This window comes from Aeromonas sp. FDAARGOS 1407, from assembly GCF_019048725.1.
GTDB classification, from domain to species: domain Bacteria; phylum Pseudomonadota; class Gammaproteobacteria; order Enterobacterales; family Aeromonadaceae; genus Aeromonas; species Aeromonas enteropelogenes.
The window spans coordinates 4,126,460-4,144,117 of the sequence record NZ_CP077399.1; the positions used below are offsets into that span (position 1 = coordinate 4,126,460).

Annotated in this window: 18 protein-coding genes; 12 read left to right on the forward strand and 6 right to left on the reverse strand. The window is 61.8% G+C overall.

Going from position 1 to position 17,658, the window contains the following annotated elements; genetic code table 11:
• Positions 1-53: 53 nt before the first annotated feature.
• Complete coding sequence (gene dcuC / locus I6L37_RS19245) at positions 54-1,430, reverse strand: C4-dicarboxylate transporter DcuC (protein WP_216994215.1); 1,377 nt, start codon at positions 1,428-1,430, stop codon at positions 54-56.
• Positions 1,431-1,715: 285 nt separating this feature from the next.
• Here dcuC and I6L37_RS19250 point away from each other — a divergent pair, with 285 nt between their 5' ends.
• From I6L37_RS19250 to I6L37_RS19270, 5 genes are all read left to right on the forward strand, one after another.
• The gene (locus I6L37_RS19250) at positions 1,716-2,030 is read left to right on the forward strand and encodes a hypothetical protein (protein ID WP_042072059.1); all 315 of its coding nucleotides are present in this window, start codon (positions 1,716-1,718) and stop codon (positions 2,028-2,030) included.
• A 218-nt stretch (positions 2,031-2,248) separates the two neighbouring features.
• Positions 2,249-2,599, forward strand: a complete 351-nt coding sequence (locus tag I6L37_RS19255; RefSeq protein ID WP_042028437.1) for an ArsC family reductase — start codon at positions 2,249-2,251, stop codon at positions 2,597-2,599.
• Positions 2,600-2,621: 22 nt separating this feature from the next.
• Positions 2,622-3,749, forward strand: coding sequence for a succinyl-diaminopimelate desuccinylase (dapE, locus tag I6L37_RS19260; protein WP_216992700.1), 1,128 nt, complete (start codon positions 2,622-2,624; stop codon positions 3,747-3,749).
• Positions 3,750-3,801: 52 nt separating this feature from the next.
• Entirely contained in the window at positions 3,802-4,491 is a 690-nt protein-coding gene (locus tag I6L37_RS19265; protein ID WP_216992701.1) for a M15 family metallopeptidase, read from the forward strand.
• A complete protein-coding gene (locus I6L37_RS19270) occupies positions 4,488-4,634 on the forward strand; it encodes a hypothetical protein (RefSeq protein ID WP_124240348.1) in 147 nt (48 codons plus the stop codon). Before I6L37_RS19265 ends, I6L37_RS19270 begins: the two co-directional genes overlap by 4 nt.
• Positions 4,635-4,732: 98 nt before the next feature.
• On the opposite strand, the gene I6L37_RS19275 is transcribed toward I6L37_RS19270, so the two are convergent.
• Entirely contained in the window at positions 4,733-6,004 is a 1,272-nt protein-coding gene (locus tag I6L37_RS19275; protein WP_216992702.1) for a GGDEF domain-containing protein, read from the reverse strand.
• Between the two features lie 354 nt (positions 6,005-6,358).
• On the opposite strand from I6L37_RS19275, the gene I6L37_RS19280 reads away from it, so the two are divergent.
• From I6L37_RS19280 to I6L37_RS19290, 3 genes are read left to right on the forward strand one after another with little or no spacing between them, the layout of a single operon-like run.
• Complete coding sequence (locus I6L37_RS19280; RefSeq protein ID WP_216992703.1) at positions 6,359-8,086, forward strand: potassium/proton antiporter; 1,728 nt, start codon at positions 6,359-6,361, stop codon at positions 8,084-8,086.
• A 39-nt stretch (positions 8,087-8,125) separates the two neighbouring features.
• Positions 8,126-9,229 (forward strand): beta-N-acetylglucosaminidase domain-containing protein, encoded by a 1,104-nt coding sequence (locus tag I6L37_RS19285; RefSeq protein ID WP_042028430.1) that lies wholly within the window; start codon positions 8,126-8,128, stop codon positions 9,227-9,229.
• A 39-nt stretch (positions 9,230-9,268) separates the two neighbouring features.
• Entirely contained in the window at positions 9,269-10,480 is a 1,212-nt protein-coding gene (locus tag I6L37_RS19290; protein ID WP_216992704.1) for a cation:proton antiporter, read from the forward strand.
• A 64-nt stretch (positions 10,481-10,544) separates the two neighbouring features.
• Here I6L37_RS19290 and I6L37_RS19295 read toward each other — a convergent pair whose 3' ends face one another.
• The gene (locus I6L37_RS19295) at positions 10,545-11,177 is read right to left on the reverse strand and encodes a LysE family translocator (protein WP_216992705.1); all 633 of its coding nucleotides are present in this window, start codon (positions 11,175-11,177) and stop codon (positions 10,545-10,547) included.
• A gap of 231 nt (positions 11,178-11,408) precedes the next feature.
• On the opposite strand from I6L37_RS19295, the gene I6L37_RS19300 reads away from it, so the two are divergent.
• From I6L37_RS19300 to I6L37_RS19310, 3 genes are all read left to right on the forward strand, one after another.
• Positions 11,409-13,031, forward strand: a complete 1,623-nt coding sequence (locus tag I6L37_RS19300; protein ID WP_216992706.1) for a methyl-accepting chemotaxis protein — start codon at positions 11,409-11,411, stop codon at positions 13,029-13,031.
• A gap of 169 nt (positions 13,032-13,200) precedes the next feature.
• Positions 13,201-13,731, forward strand: a complete 531-nt coding sequence (locus I6L37_RS19305; RefSeq protein ID WP_216992707.1) for a DUF1523 family protein — start codon at positions 13,201-13,203, stop codon at positions 13,729-13,731.
• Positions 13,728-14,024, forward strand: a complete 297-nt coding sequence (locus I6L37_RS19310; RefSeq protein ID WP_026456774.1) for a helix-turn-helix domain-containing protein — start codon at positions 13,728-13,730, stop codon at positions 14,022-14,024. Before I6L37_RS19305 ends, I6L37_RS19310 begins: the two co-directional genes overlap by 4 nt.
• A gap of 86 nt (positions 14,025-14,110) precedes the next feature.
• Here the strand turns inward: I6L37_RS19310 and I6L37_RS19315 are convergent, their stop codons facing one another.
• Both I6L37_RS19315 and rihA read right to left on the reverse strand, forming a co-directional pair.
• A complete protein-coding gene (locus I6L37_RS19315; RefSeq protein WP_026456773.1) occupies positions 14,111-14,581 on the reverse strand; it encodes a hypothetical protein in 471 nt (156 codons plus the stop codon).
• Positions 14,582-14,614: 33 nt separating this feature from the next.
• Complete coding sequence (gene rihA, locus I6L37_RS19320) at positions 14,615-15,550, reverse strand: pyrimidine-specific ribonucleoside hydrolase RihA (protein ID WP_216992708.1); 936 nt, start codon at positions 15,548-15,550, stop codon at positions 14,615-14,617.
• 198 nt (positions 15,551-15,748) lie between these two features.
• Between rihA and I6L37_RS19325 the strand changes: the two genes are divergently transcribed.
• Complete coding sequence (locus I6L37_RS19325; RefSeq protein WP_216992709.1) at positions 15,749-16,444, forward strand: RluA family pseudouridine synthase; 696 nt, start codon at positions 15,749-15,751, stop codon at positions 16,442-16,444.
• 129 nt (positions 16,445-16,573) lie between these two features.
• On the opposite strand, the gene udp is transcribed toward I6L37_RS19325, so the two are convergent.
• Positions 16,574-17,329 (reverse strand): uridine phosphorylase, encoded by a 756-nt coding sequence (udp, locus tag I6L37_RS19330; protein WP_042072075.1) that lies wholly within the window; start codon positions 17,327-17,329, stop codon positions 16,574-16,576.
• Positions 17,330-17,658: the final 329 nt, after the last annotated feature.

Sequence of the window (17,658 nt, forward strand, 5' to 3'; positions counted from 1 at the left end):
TGAAAGAGGCGGGCAGCCTGGCTGCCCGCCTCGCCAATACCGTCAAAAAACCATTACATAAACAACAGGTAGTTGAGTGTCAGGGCGGTGATCAGCGCCCCCGCCATGGGCACACTGGTGCGCTTCACCACCACGAAGGGCGACACCTTGGCGATGCCGGCACAGGCGATCACCACGGCCGCGATGGGGGAGATGCTGCGCCCGATACTGGAGGCCAGCTGCATCGGCAGCAACATGGTCACCGCCGGCACGCCAAACTTGGCCGCCACCGCGGGAGCCAGGGTCGAGAAGCTCAGGAAGGCCGCGTTGCCGGAGCCCATGATGACGGCTGCCACCATGATGAGGCCCACCATAACGAGGGTCATCAAACCGCTGCCGATGCCGGCGTCGCTGGCCGAATGCAGCAAGGTGTCGATGGCACCGATGGCCTTGAGGGACTCGGCAAACAGCTCGGCGCAGACGATGAGCGCCACCACCGGGCCGAACACCTTGCCCATGCCGTCGAGGAAGCTCGACAGGCCGGCGAAGGAGGTACGCACCGAGCGCGAGCGCAGCAGCTCGCACAGCATGCCGATGAAGACCGACAGCAGCATAGCCACTTCCACGCTCATCTTGATGTCGCTCACCAGCAGCTTGGAGAAGGTCATCATCAGCACAAAGGGGATGATGGGCAGCAGGGCATACCAGGTCGGCGCCTTGACCTCGTCCGTGCCCTTCTCGTCCAGCTCGGCGTGCTCGCCGCGATGCAAGGCAGGATCCCAGCCATCTTTACGATCGCAGTGACGCTGCCAGAAGAAGTGCAGCACCATGGTCACCAGCAGCATGGGGGCCACTAGCCAGATCTGGTAGTCGACGAAGTAGCTGGTGGGATCCATGCCAGACTGGCCGGCCGAGAAGATGGCGTTGGTCTGGGTCGGGCCAATCTCGAACGCCTGGGAAGTGGCGATGACGCCGCAGGCGGAGGCCGGGCTGATGCCGAGGTTGCGCATCACCGGGTACATGGTGACCATCAAGAGCAGGCCAAGGCCGGTCGCCGAGGTGACGAACAGGGAGACGAACACCGCCACCAGGTAGCAGATGGTCAGCATCAGGTAGCTGGACTGAATGCCCGCCACCGGTTTGACCGCCACCCGCACCAGCGCCTGGGAGGCGCCGATATGGGACATGTAGGTGGCAAAGCCGGCTACCGCCATGATGGTGAGACCGAGGCCCGCCGCGCGGTAGGAGAAGATCCCCTTGAACACCTCGAACAGGTCGAACAGGGCGAAGCCTGTGCTCTTGTCGGCAGGCAGTATGGGGTGCAGTCCCAGCCAGTAGGCCAGGGTGAAAATGGCCATGCCCGCCAGCGCCAGCACGGCTTGCGGGTTGTAATCCTTGATGATGCCGTAAACCACGGCCACCAGGACGAACAGGACGAATAGAAGTTCCAACACAGACTCCTGACAGATTTATCGAAAAGCGAAATCTAGTGTGCCCTCTGCCAGCAGCCTTTGATCCCCATCAATAAAGGTGAACTCGCCGCCATTTAGCAGCATAATATGTCGGTCAGTTAACAAAATTTCGATATTTAAACTGATTCATGCATATTGCCTGAGATTATTCACGAATCGTGCGACATAACTGGTCTCTTTTTTGCGTTGGATCAACATCAGAGAGCCCTGAAGCCGCCAAGATGCGCATCGACACCTAGCGACCATTTCGCACCGGAGAGAGTTATGACAAGCCAAGCCACCGCAGAGACTTCAAGCTGCGACTACAAGCTGTGGGACATCCTCATCGAGTCTGCAAGGGAACGCACCACCATTCGCTACTCCAAACTGGCCAGACAGGCCGGGCTGGAACAGTGCCAGGACGAGCTGCGCACCCTGCTGCAGCGTATTCGCATGTACTGCACCGAAAACAATCTGCCGATCCTCTCCGCCATCGTGGTGGACGATGTGGGCAAATATACCGGCCTCTCCTCCAGTCTGCCGGATGCTCCCTGGGAACGTGCCCGGGTTTTTGATCACGAGTGGACCACGCTGCACTGATCCTGCCGCTCCTTCCCTCCTCCAAAACGCGCCCGAAGGCGCGTTTTGGCTATCAGCCCCCTGGCTACCCGCCATTTTCCCCTCTGCAACGGCCAACTGACGCGCCCCAGTGATTGCCTTGGGATCGCCACAATGCCAGAATCGTGCCTCTCCTTGATTTCCCGTATCGATCTCAAGTTTCCGATTTCAGGGCCCGTGCCCGCAGACAAGGACTCCCCATGGCCACCACCCTCTATGGCATCAAAAACTGCGACACCATCAAGAAAGCCCGCAAGTGGCTGGATGAGGCTGGTGTCGACTACCGCTTTCACGACCACAGGGCCGATGGCCTGGATCCGGCTGCGCTGGATGGCTGGCTCGCCAAACTCGGCTGGGAAGCCCTGCTCAACACCCGTGGCACCACCTTCCGCGCCCTGCCGGAAGAGGAGAAGCAGGGGCTCGACAACGACAAGGCCCGTGCCCTGCTGCTGGCGCACCCGGCGATGATCAAGCGTCCGTTGCTGGACTGCGACGGCGAACTGACCCTGGGGTTCAAGGCTGACCACTACCAATCCCTCTTCTCTCGTTAACCTCTGCTTTTAAGGAACACCGATGTCGGACGTCATCGCACTGGCCAAGGATCTGATCCGCCGCCCCTCCGTTACCCCGCTGGATGAAGGGTGCCAAACCCTGATGAGCGAGCGCCTCGCTCGTCTTGGTTTTGTCATCGAACCCATGGTGTTCGAGGACACCACCAACCTGTGGGCACGACGTGGCAGCGAAGGGCCGCTATTCTGTTTTGCCGGTCACACCGACGTGGTGCCGGCCGGGCCGCTCGATAAATGGCACACCCCGCCGTTCGAGCCGACCATTCAAGATGGTGTGCTGTACGGGCGCGGCGCCGCCGACATGAAGGGGTCACTGGCCGCCATGGTGGTGGCCACCGAGCGCTTCGTGGCCGAACATCCGGATCACCAGGGGTCGATTGCCTTTCTCATCACCTCCGATGAAGAGGGGCCCTTTATCAACGGCACTACCCGGGTAATCGACACCCTGGAGGCGCGCCAGGAGAAGATCACCTGGTGCATCGTCGGCGAGCCCTCCTCCACCAATCAGGTGGGCGACGTGGTGAAAAATGGCCGGCGCGGCTCCATCACCGGCGATCTGCTGGTGCGCGGGGTGCAGGGTCACGTGGCCTACCCCCATCTGGCGGACAACCCGATCCACAAGACAGCGCCGGCGCTGGCGGAACTTGCCGCCACCGTGTGGGATGAGGGCAACGCCTACTTCCCCCCCACCAGCTTCCAGATCGCCAACATCCAGGCCGGCACCGGCGCCTCCAACGTCATTCCGGGAGAGCTGCACGTCCAGTTCAACTTCCGCTTCAGCACCGAACTCTCCGACACGGATATCCGCGAGCGGGTCGAAGCGCTGCTGGACCGACACGGCCTCGACTACCAGCTCACGTGGACCCTCTCCGGCCAGCCCTTCCTCACCGACACCGGTGCGCTGCTTGAGGCGACCGTGGGCGCCATCGAGCAGGTCAACGGCCAGCAGCCGACTCTGCTCACCACGGGGGGAACGTCCGATGGGCGCTTTATCGCCCCCACCGGGGCGGAAGTCATTGAGCTGGGTCCGGTCAACGCCACCATCCACAAGGTGAACGAGTGCGTGAAGGCCGAAGATCTGGATCTCCTGGCGGACATGTATCAAGGGGTACTGACGCGGTTGCTGGCGTGAACCCGGACCAGCAACGCTTTTCTCTTCCAAGACCCATCGGAGGGACTGTGATATGACCCAGGATCAACTGCTGGGGCTCGACGAGAGCCATCTTATCCTGATGGGGCGCGGGCCCCATCGCCTGACCGCCGCCACCGCGGCGGCCTTCAACGACATGCAGGTGGCAGCGGCCCACGACGGCTTCAACCTGCAGGCGGCCTCCAGCTGGCGCAGCTTCGAGCGCCAGCTCGCCATCTGGAACGGCAAGTGGCGCGGCGAGCGGCCGCTGCTGGATGCCGCCAGCCAGCCCATCGACGCCCTGCAACTGAGCGACGAGGAGCGGCTGCACGCCATCCTGCGCTGGAGCGCCCTGCCGGGCACCAGCCGCCATCACTGGGGCACGGATCTCGATATCTACGATCCGGACTGCCTGCCCGCCAATACCAAGCTGGCGCTGGAGCCCTGGGAGTACGAGGAGGGGGGCTGGTTTGCCGACCTGAGCGAATGGCTCGGCGAACGGATGAACGATTTTGGCTTCTTCCTGCCGTATGACAAACCGGTCGGGGCTGGCCAGGGCGTTGCCTATGAACCCTGGCATCTGAGTTTTGCCCCCGAATCGCGGGAGCTGCGCCTCGAACCGGATGCGCTGGCACTTTGCCTGCAACAGGCGGATATTGAAGGCAAGGAGACCATACTGGCCCATCTCGACGAGATCCTGGCCCGTTATGTGACTATCGAGAGTGACGAGAGGACGACATTATGAATTTATGGCTCTGGATAGGCTTGCCACTGCTCTTCCTGCTCGGGCTGTTTCTCAATGCCATCAAGGACATGAAACAGCTGGAAAAGCAGTTGCCCAAGTACAAGGACAAGATCCGCGAAGTGAAGGATGACGAGGACGACTGACTTCGCGTATAAACCCGGTCCGATGGATGGCGGCATCCCGGGCCACAACCACGCTTCACAGGCGGCCAGCAGAGACTGGCCGCCGCTTTTTATCCGCCTCAGTCGGCGACCTCTACCCGGTTGCGCCCCGCCCCCTTGGCGCGATAGAGCGCCATGTCGGCGCGCTGCAACGTCTTGAGCAGCGGCTCGTCAGGCCGGCGGCTTGCCACCCCGAACGAGGCAGTGACTGCCACCCCAAGCGGCCAGTTGCGACTCTCGACCATCGCCAGACGCAGGCGCTCGGCCAGGGCCCGGCCCCAGGCCAATGAGCGCCCGGGCAGCAGCAATACGAACTCCTCCCCACCCCAGCGACAGAGCATGTCCCCATCCTCCAGTTGCAGCAGCAACTCGCTCACCAGGCACTTGAGCACCTCGTCACCCACCGGATGACCATGACTGTCGTTGATCTGCTTGAAGTGGTCGATATCGATAAACACCAGAGTCATCTCGCCACCGTGGTGCACCAGCCTGGACTCCCCCTCATAGCGACTCAATGCCCCGGTCAGGGGGTCATATCGCACCTGGTTGCTGGCCATCCGGTACTCCAGCTCGAGATCCCGGTTGCGCGCCATGGTCTGCCTGGCTTGCCTGCTTAACTTCGCCAGGCGCCGCCGCATCCCGAGATAATCCATCAGCAGCAGGGAGATCACCGACAGGCTCCAGCCGATGAAGAGGGCCCGATAAAAGAGGGTGGGCGACATCCAGGGCCCCTCGAAGATCAGCGTCTCCACCTTGAGTTGATAGTGGCCCGGCGCCGCTCCCGAGCCGGTCGCCAGTTCGATGGCGAAGACCCGGCTCAGATCCTGGCCCTGCTGCATCAGGGGAATGTCGTAGTCGGTCAGCCACCAGGTGGTGGGGGTAAAGAGCTTGAGGGGGATCTCGACCCGCCCCGGGTACTGCTTGGGGTCGAACAGGATGGCGTTGACCTTGTGGGAGACGGGATCCCCGGCCCGGGAATAGTCGGGGTGGTAGTTGCGCAGATAGATACGCCAGGCGGCGTCACTCGGACCCTCTCCTTCCAGCTGCAGGATCAGGTTATCGAAATCGGAGAGATCGATCCCCTGTTCGGGGGCGGTGAGGGTGATCGCCAGTTCGCAGTAGGGCCAGCGGTATTGGCTCCCCAGCTCGCACGTCATCCCGGTGCCTTGCGCCGCCAGAGTTGCTACCGAGTCGCCCCCCGTGGGGCGATCGTCGATGGTAGCGACCTCCCACTTGTCACTCGGCACTATCACCAGATGGCGTCTGGGGCCCCACTCAAACAGTGCGACCAGGAGCAGCGAGGTCACCATCAAGAGGGCTAGGAGCCACCATAACCGTCTGAGTTGTAACATTATTATTCCGATCCAAGCGTCAATTGCATCATGGCCGGAATATACCTCAGTTCGTTGAGAAAACGGTTTTTTATTAACACTTCAAGCAGTAGTCATCTCGAAAACCGGACGGGGGGCACATATCGGGCGGACGACGCGAATTGAGAGGGGAAAGAAATAGGACAAAAACCGCTTCCGGGATGGCAGGATGTCGGCGGGGTCGAGGAAAGGGATTCATAGGCATACCGACAGACTGCGTCCGGCCAGAGGCGGAGAAATGTAATGAATTGCAAATTCGAGACACAAAATCGCCACATTGTCACATTTGCTGCATATAATGTGCCTACTTTACACCAGCCAGGAAGGAGTTCGCCCTTGGATGCCGTCGCCATCAACAGTTTCTTCTTCATCGGTGCCCTGTTGGTGGGAGCCAGCGTCTTGCTGAGTGCTCTCTCTTCCCGCCTCGGCATCCCCATCCTGGTGATCTTTCTCGCCGTCGGCATGCTGGCGGGGGAAGATGGACCCGGTGGCATCCAGTTCGCCGACTACTCGGTCGCCTATCTGGTGGGCAACCTGGCGCTGGCCATCATATTGCTCGACGGCGGCATGCGCACCCGGGTCTCCTCGTTTCGGGTGGCACTCTGGCCCGCTCTGTCGCTTGCCACCGTGGGCGTTGCCATCACCACGGGCCTGACGGGCCTCGCTGCCGCCTGGCTGTTTGACCTCAATCTGCTGCAAGGGATGCTGATCGGCGCCATCGTCGGTTCCACCGATGCGGCGGCAGTCTTCTCCCTGCTTGGCGGGCGCAGCCTCAACGAGCGGGTCAGCGCGACCCTGGAGATAGAGTCGGGCAGCAACGATCCCATGGCGGTGTTTCTCACCGTCACCCTGATCGAGGTGCTGGCCACCGCCCAGCAGGGGCTGGATGCCGGTTTCCTGCTGCTGCAACTGCTCCAGCAATTTGGCATGGGGGCCGGCATCGGCCTGGCCGGCGGCTGGCTGTTGTGGAAGCTCATCAACAACGCCAAACTGGCTCCCGGCCTCTATCCCCTGCTCACCGTCAGCGGTGGCCTCTTGATCTTCGCTCTCACCACGGCGGTGGGGGGCAGTGGCATCCTCGCCATCTACCTCACCGGTCTGCTGCTCGGCAACCTCGCCCTGCGCAGTCGCAGCACTACGCTGTCGGTGCTGGACGGCCTGACCTGGCTCAGCCAAATCGGCATGTTCTTGGTGCTGGGGTTGCTCGCCTCCCCCCACAAGCTGCTGCCCATCGCCCTGCCGGCCCTGGCGCTGGCGATGTGGATGATCCTGTTTGCCCGCCCCGTCTCGGTCTGGGTTGGTCTGCTGCCGTTCAAGAACTTTGCCCCCCGCGAGCGCTGGTTCATCTCCTGGGTGGGGCTGCGCGGCGCCGTGCCCATCATTCTGGCGGTCTTCCCCATGATGGCGGGGCTGCCCAATGCCCAGCTCTATTTCAATGTGGCCTTCTTCGTGGTGCTGGTCTCCCTCATCCTGCAGGGCAGCTCCCTGCCGCTGGCCTCCAGGCTGGCACGAGTCGAGGTGCCGGCGCCCCCGTCCCCCATCAACCGCTCCGGCCTCGAGATCGACCTCGACAGCCAGTGGGAGACCTTCGTCTACCGGCTGGGAGCCGAGAAGTGGTGCATCGGCTCGCCGCTGAGGGATCTCAAGATGCCCGCCGGCACCCGGGTCAGCGCCCTGTTTCGCGGCCGCGAATTGCTGCACCCCTCGGGCAGTACCTGCCTGCTAGCCGATGACATCCTCTGCGTCATCGGTCACGAGCACGATCTCCCTGCCCTCGGCCAGCTGTTCAGCCAGGCGCCGGAGCAGGATCTGGGCCCGCGCTTCTTCGGTGACTTCCTGCTGGAAGCCTCCGCCCGCCTCATCGATCTTGCCCCCCTCTACGGGCTGGATGTGAGCGAGGTGGCGGATCAGACGCTGGGGGATTTTATTGCCTCCCTGTTGGGCGATAATCTGGTGGTCGGTGACAACATCGAATGGCAGGGCCTGATCTGGACCGTGGCCGAGATGGATGAGAGCGTGCCGAGCAAAATCGGGGTGCGTTTCCAGGAAGAAGATCCGGTGTAACCCCGGGTCCCGACCTCCAAACGAGAAGGGAGAGAAGTTATGCCATATCAAAACATGCTGTCCGGCCCCCAAGCCCCCTTCCCCAATCTGGGGGTGATCGAAGGCTTCTTTGGCAAGGGATGGAGCTGGCAGGCACGCGCCCGTTATGCCCAGTGGCTGCCTCGCCACGGTTACGGCTTCTATATCTATGCCCCGAAAGAGGATGGCTATCTGCGCAAGCACTGGGCCCAGCCCTGGCCAGAGCAACATCTGGCAGACCTGGCCCGCCTCGCCCAGCAGTGCCGTGACAACGGTCTCGCCTTCGGGGTGGGCCTGAGCCCCATGGGGGCCCACCACGATTACGAGCGAAAGCGTCCCGCGCTGCTCGAGAAGGTGCGCCTCATCGAAGAGACACTCCAGCCCGACATTCTGGCGGTGCTGTTTGATGACATGAAGGGGGATACCCCGGATCTCGCCCATCATCAGCTCACCATCGCCCACGACATCGCGGCTCACAGCAAGGCGGGCCGGCTCATCTTCTGCCCCAGCTACTACTCGACCGATCCCGTGCTGGAGAAGGTGTTTGGCGCCATGCCTCCCCGCTATCTGGAAGATATCGGCGAGCAGCTCGACCGCCGCTTCGAGATCTTCTGGACCGGCCCCAGGGTCTGCTCGAGCGAATACCCGGCGGCGCACCTTAAACAGGTGACCGGGCTGCTCGGGCGCAAGCCCTTCCTGTGGGACAACTACCCGGTCAACGATGGCAGCAAGGCGAGCAACTTCCTGCATCTGCGCGCCTTCGAAAACCGCCCCGCGGAGCTTGCGGATCTGGTCAGCGGTCATGCGGTCAATCCCATGAAGCAGGCCGCCCTCTCGGCCCTGCCGCTCGCCACCCTGCCCATGAGCTATCGGCTCGGCAAGCAGTATGATCCGGACAAGGCGCTGCACGCCTCCCTCAACGCCACCTGCGGTCCGCAGATCTCGGCGATGATCGACGCCGACTTGCCGCTTTTCCAGGATATAGGCCTGGCCCAGCTCACCCCGGAACAAATAAGCCACCTCAAGGCGCGCTATCTGCCGTTTCGCGACCAGGCCTGCGTCGACGAGATCGTGGGCTGGCTGGAGGGGAAATATGTGTTCGATCCGGACTGCCTGACCGATTGACGTCCCTATGATGGCAGGGAGTAACGAGGAGGAGAGCCCATGGAAGCGTCTGTGATCTACCAGAACCTGGCAGTGCTCGCCGCCTTTTTACTGCTCTACAGCCTGATTGCCGGACGCTTCGAGTCAAAGCTCATCAACGGCCCCCTGCTGTTTCTGCTGGTGGGCGGCGTGCTGGGTACCGGCGGCCTGGGCCTGCTCTCTCTCGATATCGACAGTGAAGGGCTCAAACTGCTGGCCGAGTTGGCCCTGGTCATAGTGCTGTTCAACGACGCTGCCAACACCAACTGGCAGGTGCTGCTGGCCAACCGCCAGCTCCCCGTCCGGTTGCTGCTCATCGGCCTGCCCCTGACCCTGCTGACGGGTACCCTGTTCGGCCGCCTGCTGTTTCCCGAACTGCCACTGCTGGAGGTGGCGATCCTCGCCACCATACTGGCTCCAACCGATGCGGCGCTCGGCAAGGCGGTGGTGAGCAATCCGGCGGTACCGGCAGCGGTGCGGGAGGGGCTCAATCAGGAGAGCGGCCTCAACGACGGCATCTGTGTACCGGTTCTGCTTCTGCTGCTCGCCCTGATCGCCCCCACCGAACAACACGCAGGCACCGCCACCCTGGCCGTGACCCTGTTATTGGAAGAGATAGGCATAGGGGTGCTGGTGGCCTTCTTGCTCAGCACCCTGACCATCCGATTGCTCAAACTCTCCTATCTCAATGGCTGGCAGTTGCCGCTGTGGCGCCAGCTCACCATGCCGGGGCTGGCCCTGCTCTGTTTTGCCCTGGCCCAGACTCTGGGTGGCAGCGGCTTTATCGCCGCCTTTGTCGGGGGACTGCTGATCGGCCATCGCTTGGGAGAGCACAAGCACGCCTACATGGACAGCTGTGAAGGGTACGGAGATCTGCTCTCGGTGGTGATCTGGATGGTATTTGGCGCCATCATGATGCCGCTGCTGCCCATCCTGCTGCAATGGCAGTACTGGCTCTATGGCGCCGCCAGCCTCACCTTGCTGCGCATGGTGCCGGTCTGGCTGAGCCTGCTGGGCACGGGTCAATCCCTGGAACTCAAACTCTTTATCGGCTGGTTCGGGCCAAGGGGGCTGGCCAGCATCGTCTTCGCCGTCATGGTGCTGCAGCATCAGCCGGCCCTGACGGGCCAGTTACCCGTCATCGCCACCGTGCTCTGCACCATCATCTTGAGCGTCATTCTGCACGGGGTGAGCGCCAATCCCTGGGTCAGACGCTTCACCCGCAAGGCCTGACGCACCCCACAAAAATGCCCCCCTCTTTTTGCCAAAGAGGAGGGCATTTTTCATGACATCTCTATCAGCCCAGCGCCAGCCAGACGCCGACCCCCAGCATCAAGGTGCCTGCGATGCGGTTCATCAGGGTGACGTTGCCACTCCTGGCGAGAAAGTGGCGCAGGGTGCGGCCACCGCTTGCGTAGAGCAGCAGGCAGGAGAACTCGATGAGCAGAATAAGGGCCACCAGCGCCGAGATCTGCGGCGCCATCGGCTTGCTGGCCGAGATAAAGGGAGGCAGCAGGGAGATCATGAAGGCCCACCCCTTGGGGTTGGCGATGGCAGTCACGAAGCCCTGCATGGCCAGCCCCATGGCGCTGCTCTGCTGGCCCGCCGAGAGATCCGCCGGAATGGCCATCTTGCCCCTGGCCTGCCACATCTGGATGCCAAGCCACATCAGATAGGCGCCCCCCACGTATTTGAACGCGGCAAAGATCCCCGGGTAGTTGAGCATGATGGCCGCCACCCCGATCACCGACAGCACCGAGACCAGCCCCACCCCGATAAGCTCCCCCCACATCATGTGCAGGGCCCGGCGCACCCCCAGGCTCATGCCCAGGGTCATCGCCAGGGTCATGCACATGCCGGGGGTCACGGAGACAAAGAAAAAAGTGGGAATAAACAACGCCAGAATGGCCGGATCAATCCAGCTGGACACACAACACCTCCATGGAACGCATAGAACAGGGACAAAACGGGAACTGACAGACCCAATCCAATCGGATTGGTCGAACTGATACCAAGTTGGCCAGATAGTGTCGTCTATCTCGCTCTTTTACCACAAGAAAAAACTGTAACTACCTCCAACGTCGGCAATAAAGTCTGTGACAATCCTTGTCGCGTCTGTGTAAGATGCCAAACTTTGCCATTCTTCCGATTAGAGCCTTTTATGTCATTGAATAATCTATCAATTCGCCTTCAAGTTCTCGTTCCATTACTCCTTGCCAGTCTGCTGATGGTCATCACCGCCGGATTCAGCAAACAGGAAGTCGACAACGCCATTCGGGAGATAAATGACACCACCGCCAGCGTGATCCGCCACAAGGATGACATTGCCACCCTGATCCATGCCGCCTACCGGATGCGCACCAATGCCATCTACGGCCTCTACGACGCCAAGCAATTCGCCGAGCTGCCCGCCAGTCTCAACGCAGCCGAGCAAGAGATCCGGGGCATTCTCGCCCGTCTGGTGATCGAGGGGGCCGAACAGGATAACCGCCAGGTAATGGCGGCACTGCAAGCCTATCTGGATCATCTGCGCGGCAAGATGATGCCGCTGCTGGCACTGCAACATCAGGGCAATGCGGATCCGGTTGCCTTTGAGGCGGCCCGCCTCCATTTCCGCCAGCTGGGCGAGCAGCTGAACAAGGAAATCGACGGCATGTCCGCCCACATCAACCAGCTGATCCAGGGTGAACTGGTCCGGGAGCAGAAACACTATGATGAGGCGCTGTTTCATGCCCTGCTGCTGACGGCCGCCGCCCTGATCGCGGCCCTGGCCTGCGGCTGGTGGCTGTCAGGCCATATCGTGCAACCTATCAGCCAGCTGCAGGGGGTGATGCGCGCCATGGCCCAGGGCCGCTTCAACGTCCGTGCCAATGAAGAGGGCAACAACGAAGTGACCCACCTGGCGCGGGACATCAACCTCACCCTGAGCCAGCTCGGCAACACCATCCAGACCCTGACCGGCATCAGCCAGAATGTGGCCTCCGCCGCCACCGAGCTCGCCGCCGTGATGACCCAGGCCGAGGCGAACGCCCAGCAGCAACGTGGCGAGATCGAGCAGGTTGCCTCGGCGGTCACCGAACTCTCCAGCACCGCCGACAACGTCAACCACAACGCCGCCGTGGCCGACGATCTGGCCCGCGATGCCAACAGCCGGGTCGAGCAGGGGCTCACTCTCTTTGGCGAGAGCGTAACCGCCAACGATCGCATGGCGGGCAGTCTGGAGAGCGCCGCCGCCGTAGTGGCCCGGCTCAAGTCCCAGTCCGAGCAGATCGGCAAGGTGATTGAAGTCATTCAGGGCATCTCGGAGCAGACCAACCTGCTGGCCCTCAACGCCGCCATCGAGGCCGCCCGCGCCGGGGAAACCGGTCGCGGCTTCGCGGTGGTAGCCGACGAGGTGCGGATGCTGGCAGCCCGCACCCAGGAGTCAACCAAGGAGATCCAGGGCATCATAGAGCAGTTGCAGAGCCAGTCCCTCTCTGCCAACCAGGGGGTGCAGGAGACCCTGACCATCCTCGAGCACAACCAGCGTCTCGCGGCCGAGGTACAGAGCCTGCTTGGCGGGATCACCGGCGCGGTGCAGCAAATCAATGACGCCAACGCCCAGGTGGCCACCGCCGCCGAGGAACAGTCCTGCGTCACTGCGGACATCAGCCGCAACATCTCCAACATTCACGAGATAGTGAGCCAGAGCTCTGCCGGGATCAGCCAGAGCGCCAGCGCCAGCCAGGAGCTCTCCCAGCTGGCCGAGCAGCAGCGCAGGCAACTTGCCCAATTCCAACTGTAATAGCCATCCGTTTTCAAAGGCCCGCAAGGGCCTTTTTTGTTGCCAAGGTGAAGGGTTTGTTTCTGTTTTAAACGCCATTTTTTGGCTTGTGGTGCCATAAGGGGCTAGGCCGCTCCGCCAAATGTGAGTATGGTAGAGGCACGTTACTCCCCCTCACGCGAGCACATCCATGAGCCTGAAATTCAAGAAACCCGCCTTTATTCTGCTGGGCCTGATCGCCCTGCTCTCTGCCACCTGGCTCGACTACTACCTGCCGGAGCACACCATCGCCACCATCACCGGGGTCGAGGTGAAACGTACCGACAAGGATGGCCCCATCAGCAAGAAGAACCCGGCCGATGGCCCCACCACCGACGTCTACTACATCTACACCGAGCGTCCCGGTGAGCAGATCCGGGTGTTCCGCAACGAAGATACCGAGTGGGGCTGGCCCTTCTACTTCAAGTTCAACGCCGCCGACGTCCAGGCCAAGGCCAAATCCATGGAGTTCGAAAAGCGCCTGGCCATCATTACTTCCTACGGCTGGCGCGTGAACATGTTCTCCATGTTCCCCAATGTCACCAAGATTGAGAGCACAGAGCCCGACGCCTCCACCTGGAGCTTCTTCCGCTGGTTCTGGTTCGGTGTCTGGGCCCTGGTGATGGGCAAGGCGGCGCTGGCCACCTGGCGCTACTTCGATCGCCTCGAGGACAAGATATGACGGAATCGAGCAAGACCCGCACCAGCTTCTACCGCCGCCTCTACGTGGCCTGGCTGATCAGCCAGGGCACGGATACTGTCCCCGCCATCATGGCGGCCACCGGCATGCCGCGGCGCACTGCCCAGGACACCCTGGCGGCGCTGGCGGATCTCGATATCTGCTGCGGCTTCGAGCAAACCGAGGGGGCCCGCCATCTGCAGGGGCACTACCGCATCAGCGACTGGGGCCCCATCAATCCCGAGTGGATTGCCGCGAGGTTGCCGGTCATCAAGGAGACCCTGAGCTATCCCTGAGCTTGGGCTAAAAGATAACAAGAGGGGCCAGCCGGATGGGCTGGCCCCTCTTTTTTTGTACGCCGGATTTGTGCGCCGAATTGCCCCTATTCTGGCAGGGTCGCATCCCCCTGCTCCCCTTCCGACTCACCACGGGTGCAGTCGATGATGGTGCGTTTGGGGTTGTTGGGGTCGCGCAGCAGCAGGGGAGCCTTGCCCTCGTCGTGCAGAGTTTCATCGGCAAACTCGCTGCCATAGGCGTTGTGGGTCAGCCGCCGCGCGTTGGCGATGGGGGTATCGATAAAGAGGGCGTGCACCTCGAAGGTGGAAGCCGGCACGATAAAACCGACCACCGGCAAGCCGTGCAACTCTTCATGCAGCTTGTACCAGGCAAAGCCGTCGCTCACCTTGTAGGGGATGTACTTCCTGAGCTGCGCATTGGCCGCCTGCCCGGTCTCGCCATCGACATAGAGCTCGGCGAGATCGCAGGTGGCCAGTCCCTGCCACATCCGCTCGAACGGCGACGCACAGCCGGTCAGTTGCAACCCGGCCAACAGTGCCAACCCTGTCTTCCACATTCCCTGTCCCTTCTGTTGAGAGTGAGTCTGTGCTCAGTCAAAAGCGCGCAGCCGCGTGACCAGCAAGTCGATAAAGCCCGGGCGATCCAGCCCCAGCAGCACCAGCGCATTGGCCGGCTTGCCGGTGAGACAGTAGCGATCCACCACCGTCATGCCGCTAGTATGTGCCCCCTGCGTCTCGATATCGACCCGGCATTCGATGCCATGAAACAGCTCGGGGGCCAGCAGCCAGGCGATGGTGCAGGGATCATGCAGCGGGGCACCGGCAAATCCCCACTTGGGATCCCGGTGGTAAATCATGAAGAAATCGAGCAGACCGGCCACGCACTGGGCCACCGGATTGGCGATAGCGCGCACCCGTTCGATATCCTCGTCCATCACCTGCGCCTCGTGAGTCACATCGAGGCCGCACATGGTGATGGGGATCCCTGAGTTGAACACCATATCGGCCGCTTCTGGGTCCACATAAATATTGAATTCCGCCGCCGGGGTCCAGTTGCCCGGTCCGGTCGCGCCCCCCATCAGCACGATGCGGGCTATTTTGGGCTTGAGTTCGGGGTGGGCCGCCAGCAGCAGGGCTATGTTGGTGAGCGGTCCGGTCGGCACCAGGGTCACGGGCTCGGGACTCTTGCGCAGGCACCTGGCCATCAATTCGAGTGCCGTCATCGCCTGTGGGGCAAAGGCGGGATCCGGCAATTTCGGGCCATCCAGGCCCGACTCCCCGTGCACGTTGTCGGCGATGATGAGCTCGCGGGCCAAAGGCTTTGGCGCCCCCGCCGCCACCGGAATGTCGTGGCGGCCCAGCAAGGTGAGGATGCGCAAGGCGTTGTTGAGGGTCTTGTCCGGCGTCTGGTTGCCGGCGCTGGTGGTCACCGCCAGCACCTTCAGCTCGGGGCTCGCCAGCGCCAGAATGAGGGCGATGGCATCATCGTGGCCGGGATCACAATCGAGAATAACGGGCAACGCCATGGACAGACTCCTTACAACATGACAGGGAGCCATACCTTAACAAGCGGCGGCCGGATTAACTCGGGAGGGAGTCACAAAATGGCTCCCTCCCGACTAATCAAGCAGTTAGCATCGTGATCTAGCGTGTGCCCGCCCCGATTCGCCGCACGCCGTCCGTTCGGGTATGATGCCCTCCCCCTTTTCCTGCCTGCATCCCTTATGTCCGTTATCGTCGATACCTTTATCGCCCCGCCCTGCGAGGCTGCCATCGAGATCCTGTTTGCAGACGAGCACCTGCTGCTCATCAACAAACCGAGCGGCCTGCTGAGCCTTTCGGGCAAGAACCCGCAGAACCTCGACTCGGTCCACCATCGGCTGGTGCAGGCGTATCCCGGCTGTACCCTGGTGCACCGCCTAGACTTTGGCACTTCGGGCATCATGGTGGTGGCCAGGAACAAGGCTATCAATGCCGCACTCTGCCACCAGTTCAGCCAGCGCGCCGTAAGCAAGGCCTATCATGCCCTGCTGTGCGGCCATCTGGCGGCAGACGAGGGGGTGATCGAAGCCCCCATCACCAAGGATCCGGCGCTCTTTCCCCTGATGACGATCTGCGATAACAGCGGCAAACCGGCCCGCTCCCGCTTTCAGGTAGTGGAGCGCCTGGTGCGCCAGGGGGAGCAGGGCGCCATTCCCCTGACCCGGGTCAGACTGGTACCGGAGACGGGTCGCACCCACCAGCTGCGCATTCACAGCCAGTGGCTGGGCCACCCTATCCTCGGCTGCGATCTCTATGGCGGCATGGAACGACCCGGCACACAAACGGCGCCAAGGCTGATGCTGCACGCCAGCGAACTCGATTTTGTCCACCCTGTGAGCGGTGAGCCCATGGCGGCTAGGTGTGCCTGCCCCTTCTGACAAGCGAGTGGATGGGAAGGTGAACGGCGAGCGGACGGGAGAACAGGGAAACGGCGGATAAAGATAGGGGCCGCGCTTTCGCAACGGCCCCCACCCCCCACTCGGTACTCTTCGTTACAAAGAGGGCGATCAGATCAGCTTGCGGGCAGCGCCCAGCACGATCTTGATGGCATCAGATTCGGTCTTCGCCATGGTTTCGGCGTTCGGGATCTCCTGCTGGGTGCGGTTCACTATGATACCGGCCACCATGCCCGCTCGCAGGCCCTGGCTGGCACACATGGTCAGCAGGGTGGCTGACTCCATCTCGAAGTTCAGCACGCCCATGGATTGCCACTCCTTCATGGAGCCCTGGAAGCGTTGTACCACGCGACCGGAGAAGGTGTCGTAACGCTCCTGACCTGGGTAGAAGGTGTCAGAAGAAGCAGTGACGCCCACATGCAGCTTGGAGCCCAGCTCCTTGGCGGTCTCGACCAGTGCAGTGGTGCACTCGAAGTCGGCGACGGCCGGGAATTCCATCGGGGCGAAGTGCAGGCTGGCACCGTCGAGACGCACGGAGCCGGTGGTGACGATCACATCGCCTACGTTCAGGTGCGGTTGGATGGCGCCGGTGGTGCCGATGCGCAGGAAGGTGCGGATCCCCAGTTGGGCCAGCTCTTCCACGGCGATGGAGGTGGACGGGCCACCGATGCCGGTGGAGCAGACGATGACGGCCTTGCCGTCCATCTCGCCGCGCCAGGTGGTGAATTCACGGTGGCTGGCCAGCAGCACAGGGTTGTCCATCAGCTCGGCGATGCGCTTCACGCGCTCGGGATCACCGGGGACGATCGCCAGGGTGGCGCCTTGCAGATCAGCCTTTTTCAAACCCAAGTGAAAAACATCAGACATAGTGGACTCCTGGTTGCCCCCTGCCAAACATGGTCCGGGCGCACGATAAGATGATTCTTAATAATAGGTTTCAAGCCTGCTCCCCTGTTCGGGGAAGGGCCAACTATGGGCGAAAGCGTCTGCCAATTCCTTGAAGCGCCTCACACTTCCATGCATTGACAGCCGCAAATTGCGCGCAAAACGTTTGCTAACTTGATGAATTAATTAGAAAACGTTTTTCGCGTCGCCATTTGTCTCTCCCCCTTGTCAATCCCTGTCGTACCCCGTTTCGCCAGTACGTGATCGAGTCCATAAAGTTGTAAAACAGATACCATTGACCCCTTTCCATC

Excerpts from the sequence above, each read along its gene's own strand:
- I6L37_RS19315 (WP_026456773.1), bottom strand. The coding sequence starts at position 14,581 with ATGTGGAAGACAGGGTTGGCACTGTTGGCCGGGTTGCAACTGACCGGC.
- I6L37_RS19285 (WP_042028430.1), top strand. The coding sequence starts at position 8,126 with ATGCCATATCAAAACATGCTGTCCGGCCCCCAAGCCCCCTTCCCCAAT.
- I6L37_RS19290 (WP_216992704.1), top strand. The coding sequence starts at position 9,269 with ATGGAAGCGTCTGTGATCTACCAGAACCTGGCAGTGCTCGCCGCCTTT.
- I6L37_RS19255 (WP_042028437.1), top strand. The coding sequence starts at position 2,249 with ATGGCCACCACCCTCTATGGCATCAAAAACTGCGACACCATCAAGAAA.
- rihA (WP_216992708.1), bottom strand. The coding sequence starts at position 15,550 with ATGGCGTTGCCCGTTATTCTCGATTGTGATCCCGGCCACGATGATGCC.
- I6L37_RS19300 (WP_216992706.1), top strand. The coding sequence starts at position 11,409 with ATGTCATTGAATAATCTATCAATTCGCCTTCAAGTTCTCGTTCCATTA.
- I6L37_RS19270 (WP_124240348.1), top strand. The coding sequence starts at position 4,488 with ATGAATTTATGGCTCTGGATAGGCTTGCCACTGCTCTTCCTGCTCGGG.
- dapE (WP_216992700.1), top strand. The coding sequence starts at position 2,622 with ATGTCGGACGTCATCGCACTGGCCAAGGATCTGATCCGCCGCCCCTCC.
- udp (WP_042072075.1), bottom strand. The coding sequence starts at position 17,329 with ATGTCTGATGTTTTTCACTTGGGTTTGAAAAAGGCTGATCTGCAAGGC.
- I6L37_RS19325 (WP_216992709.1), top strand. The coding sequence starts at position 15,749 with ATGTCCGTTATCGTCGATACCTTTATCGCCCCGCCCTGCGAGGCTGCC.
- I6L37_RS19305 (WP_216992707.1), top strand. The coding sequence starts at position 13,201 with ATGAGCCTGAAATTCAAGAAACCCGCCTTTATTCTGCTGGGCCTGATC.
- I6L37_RS19310 (WP_026456774.1), top strand. The coding sequence starts at position 13,728 with ATGACGGAATCGAGCAAGACCCGCACCAGCTTCTACCGCCGCCTCTAC.
- I6L37_RS19250 (WP_042072059.1), top strand. The coding sequence starts at position 1,716 with ATGACAAGCCAAGCCACCGCAGAGACTTCAAGCTGCGACTACAAGCTG.
- I6L37_RS19265 (WP_216992701.1), top strand. The coding sequence starts at position 3,802 with ATGACCCAGGATCAACTGCTGGGGCTCGACGAGAGCCATCTTATCCTG.
- I6L37_RS19275 (WP_216992702.1), bottom strand. The coding sequence starts at position 6,004 with ATGTTACAACTCAGACGGTTATGGTGGCTCCTAGCCCTCTTGATGGTG.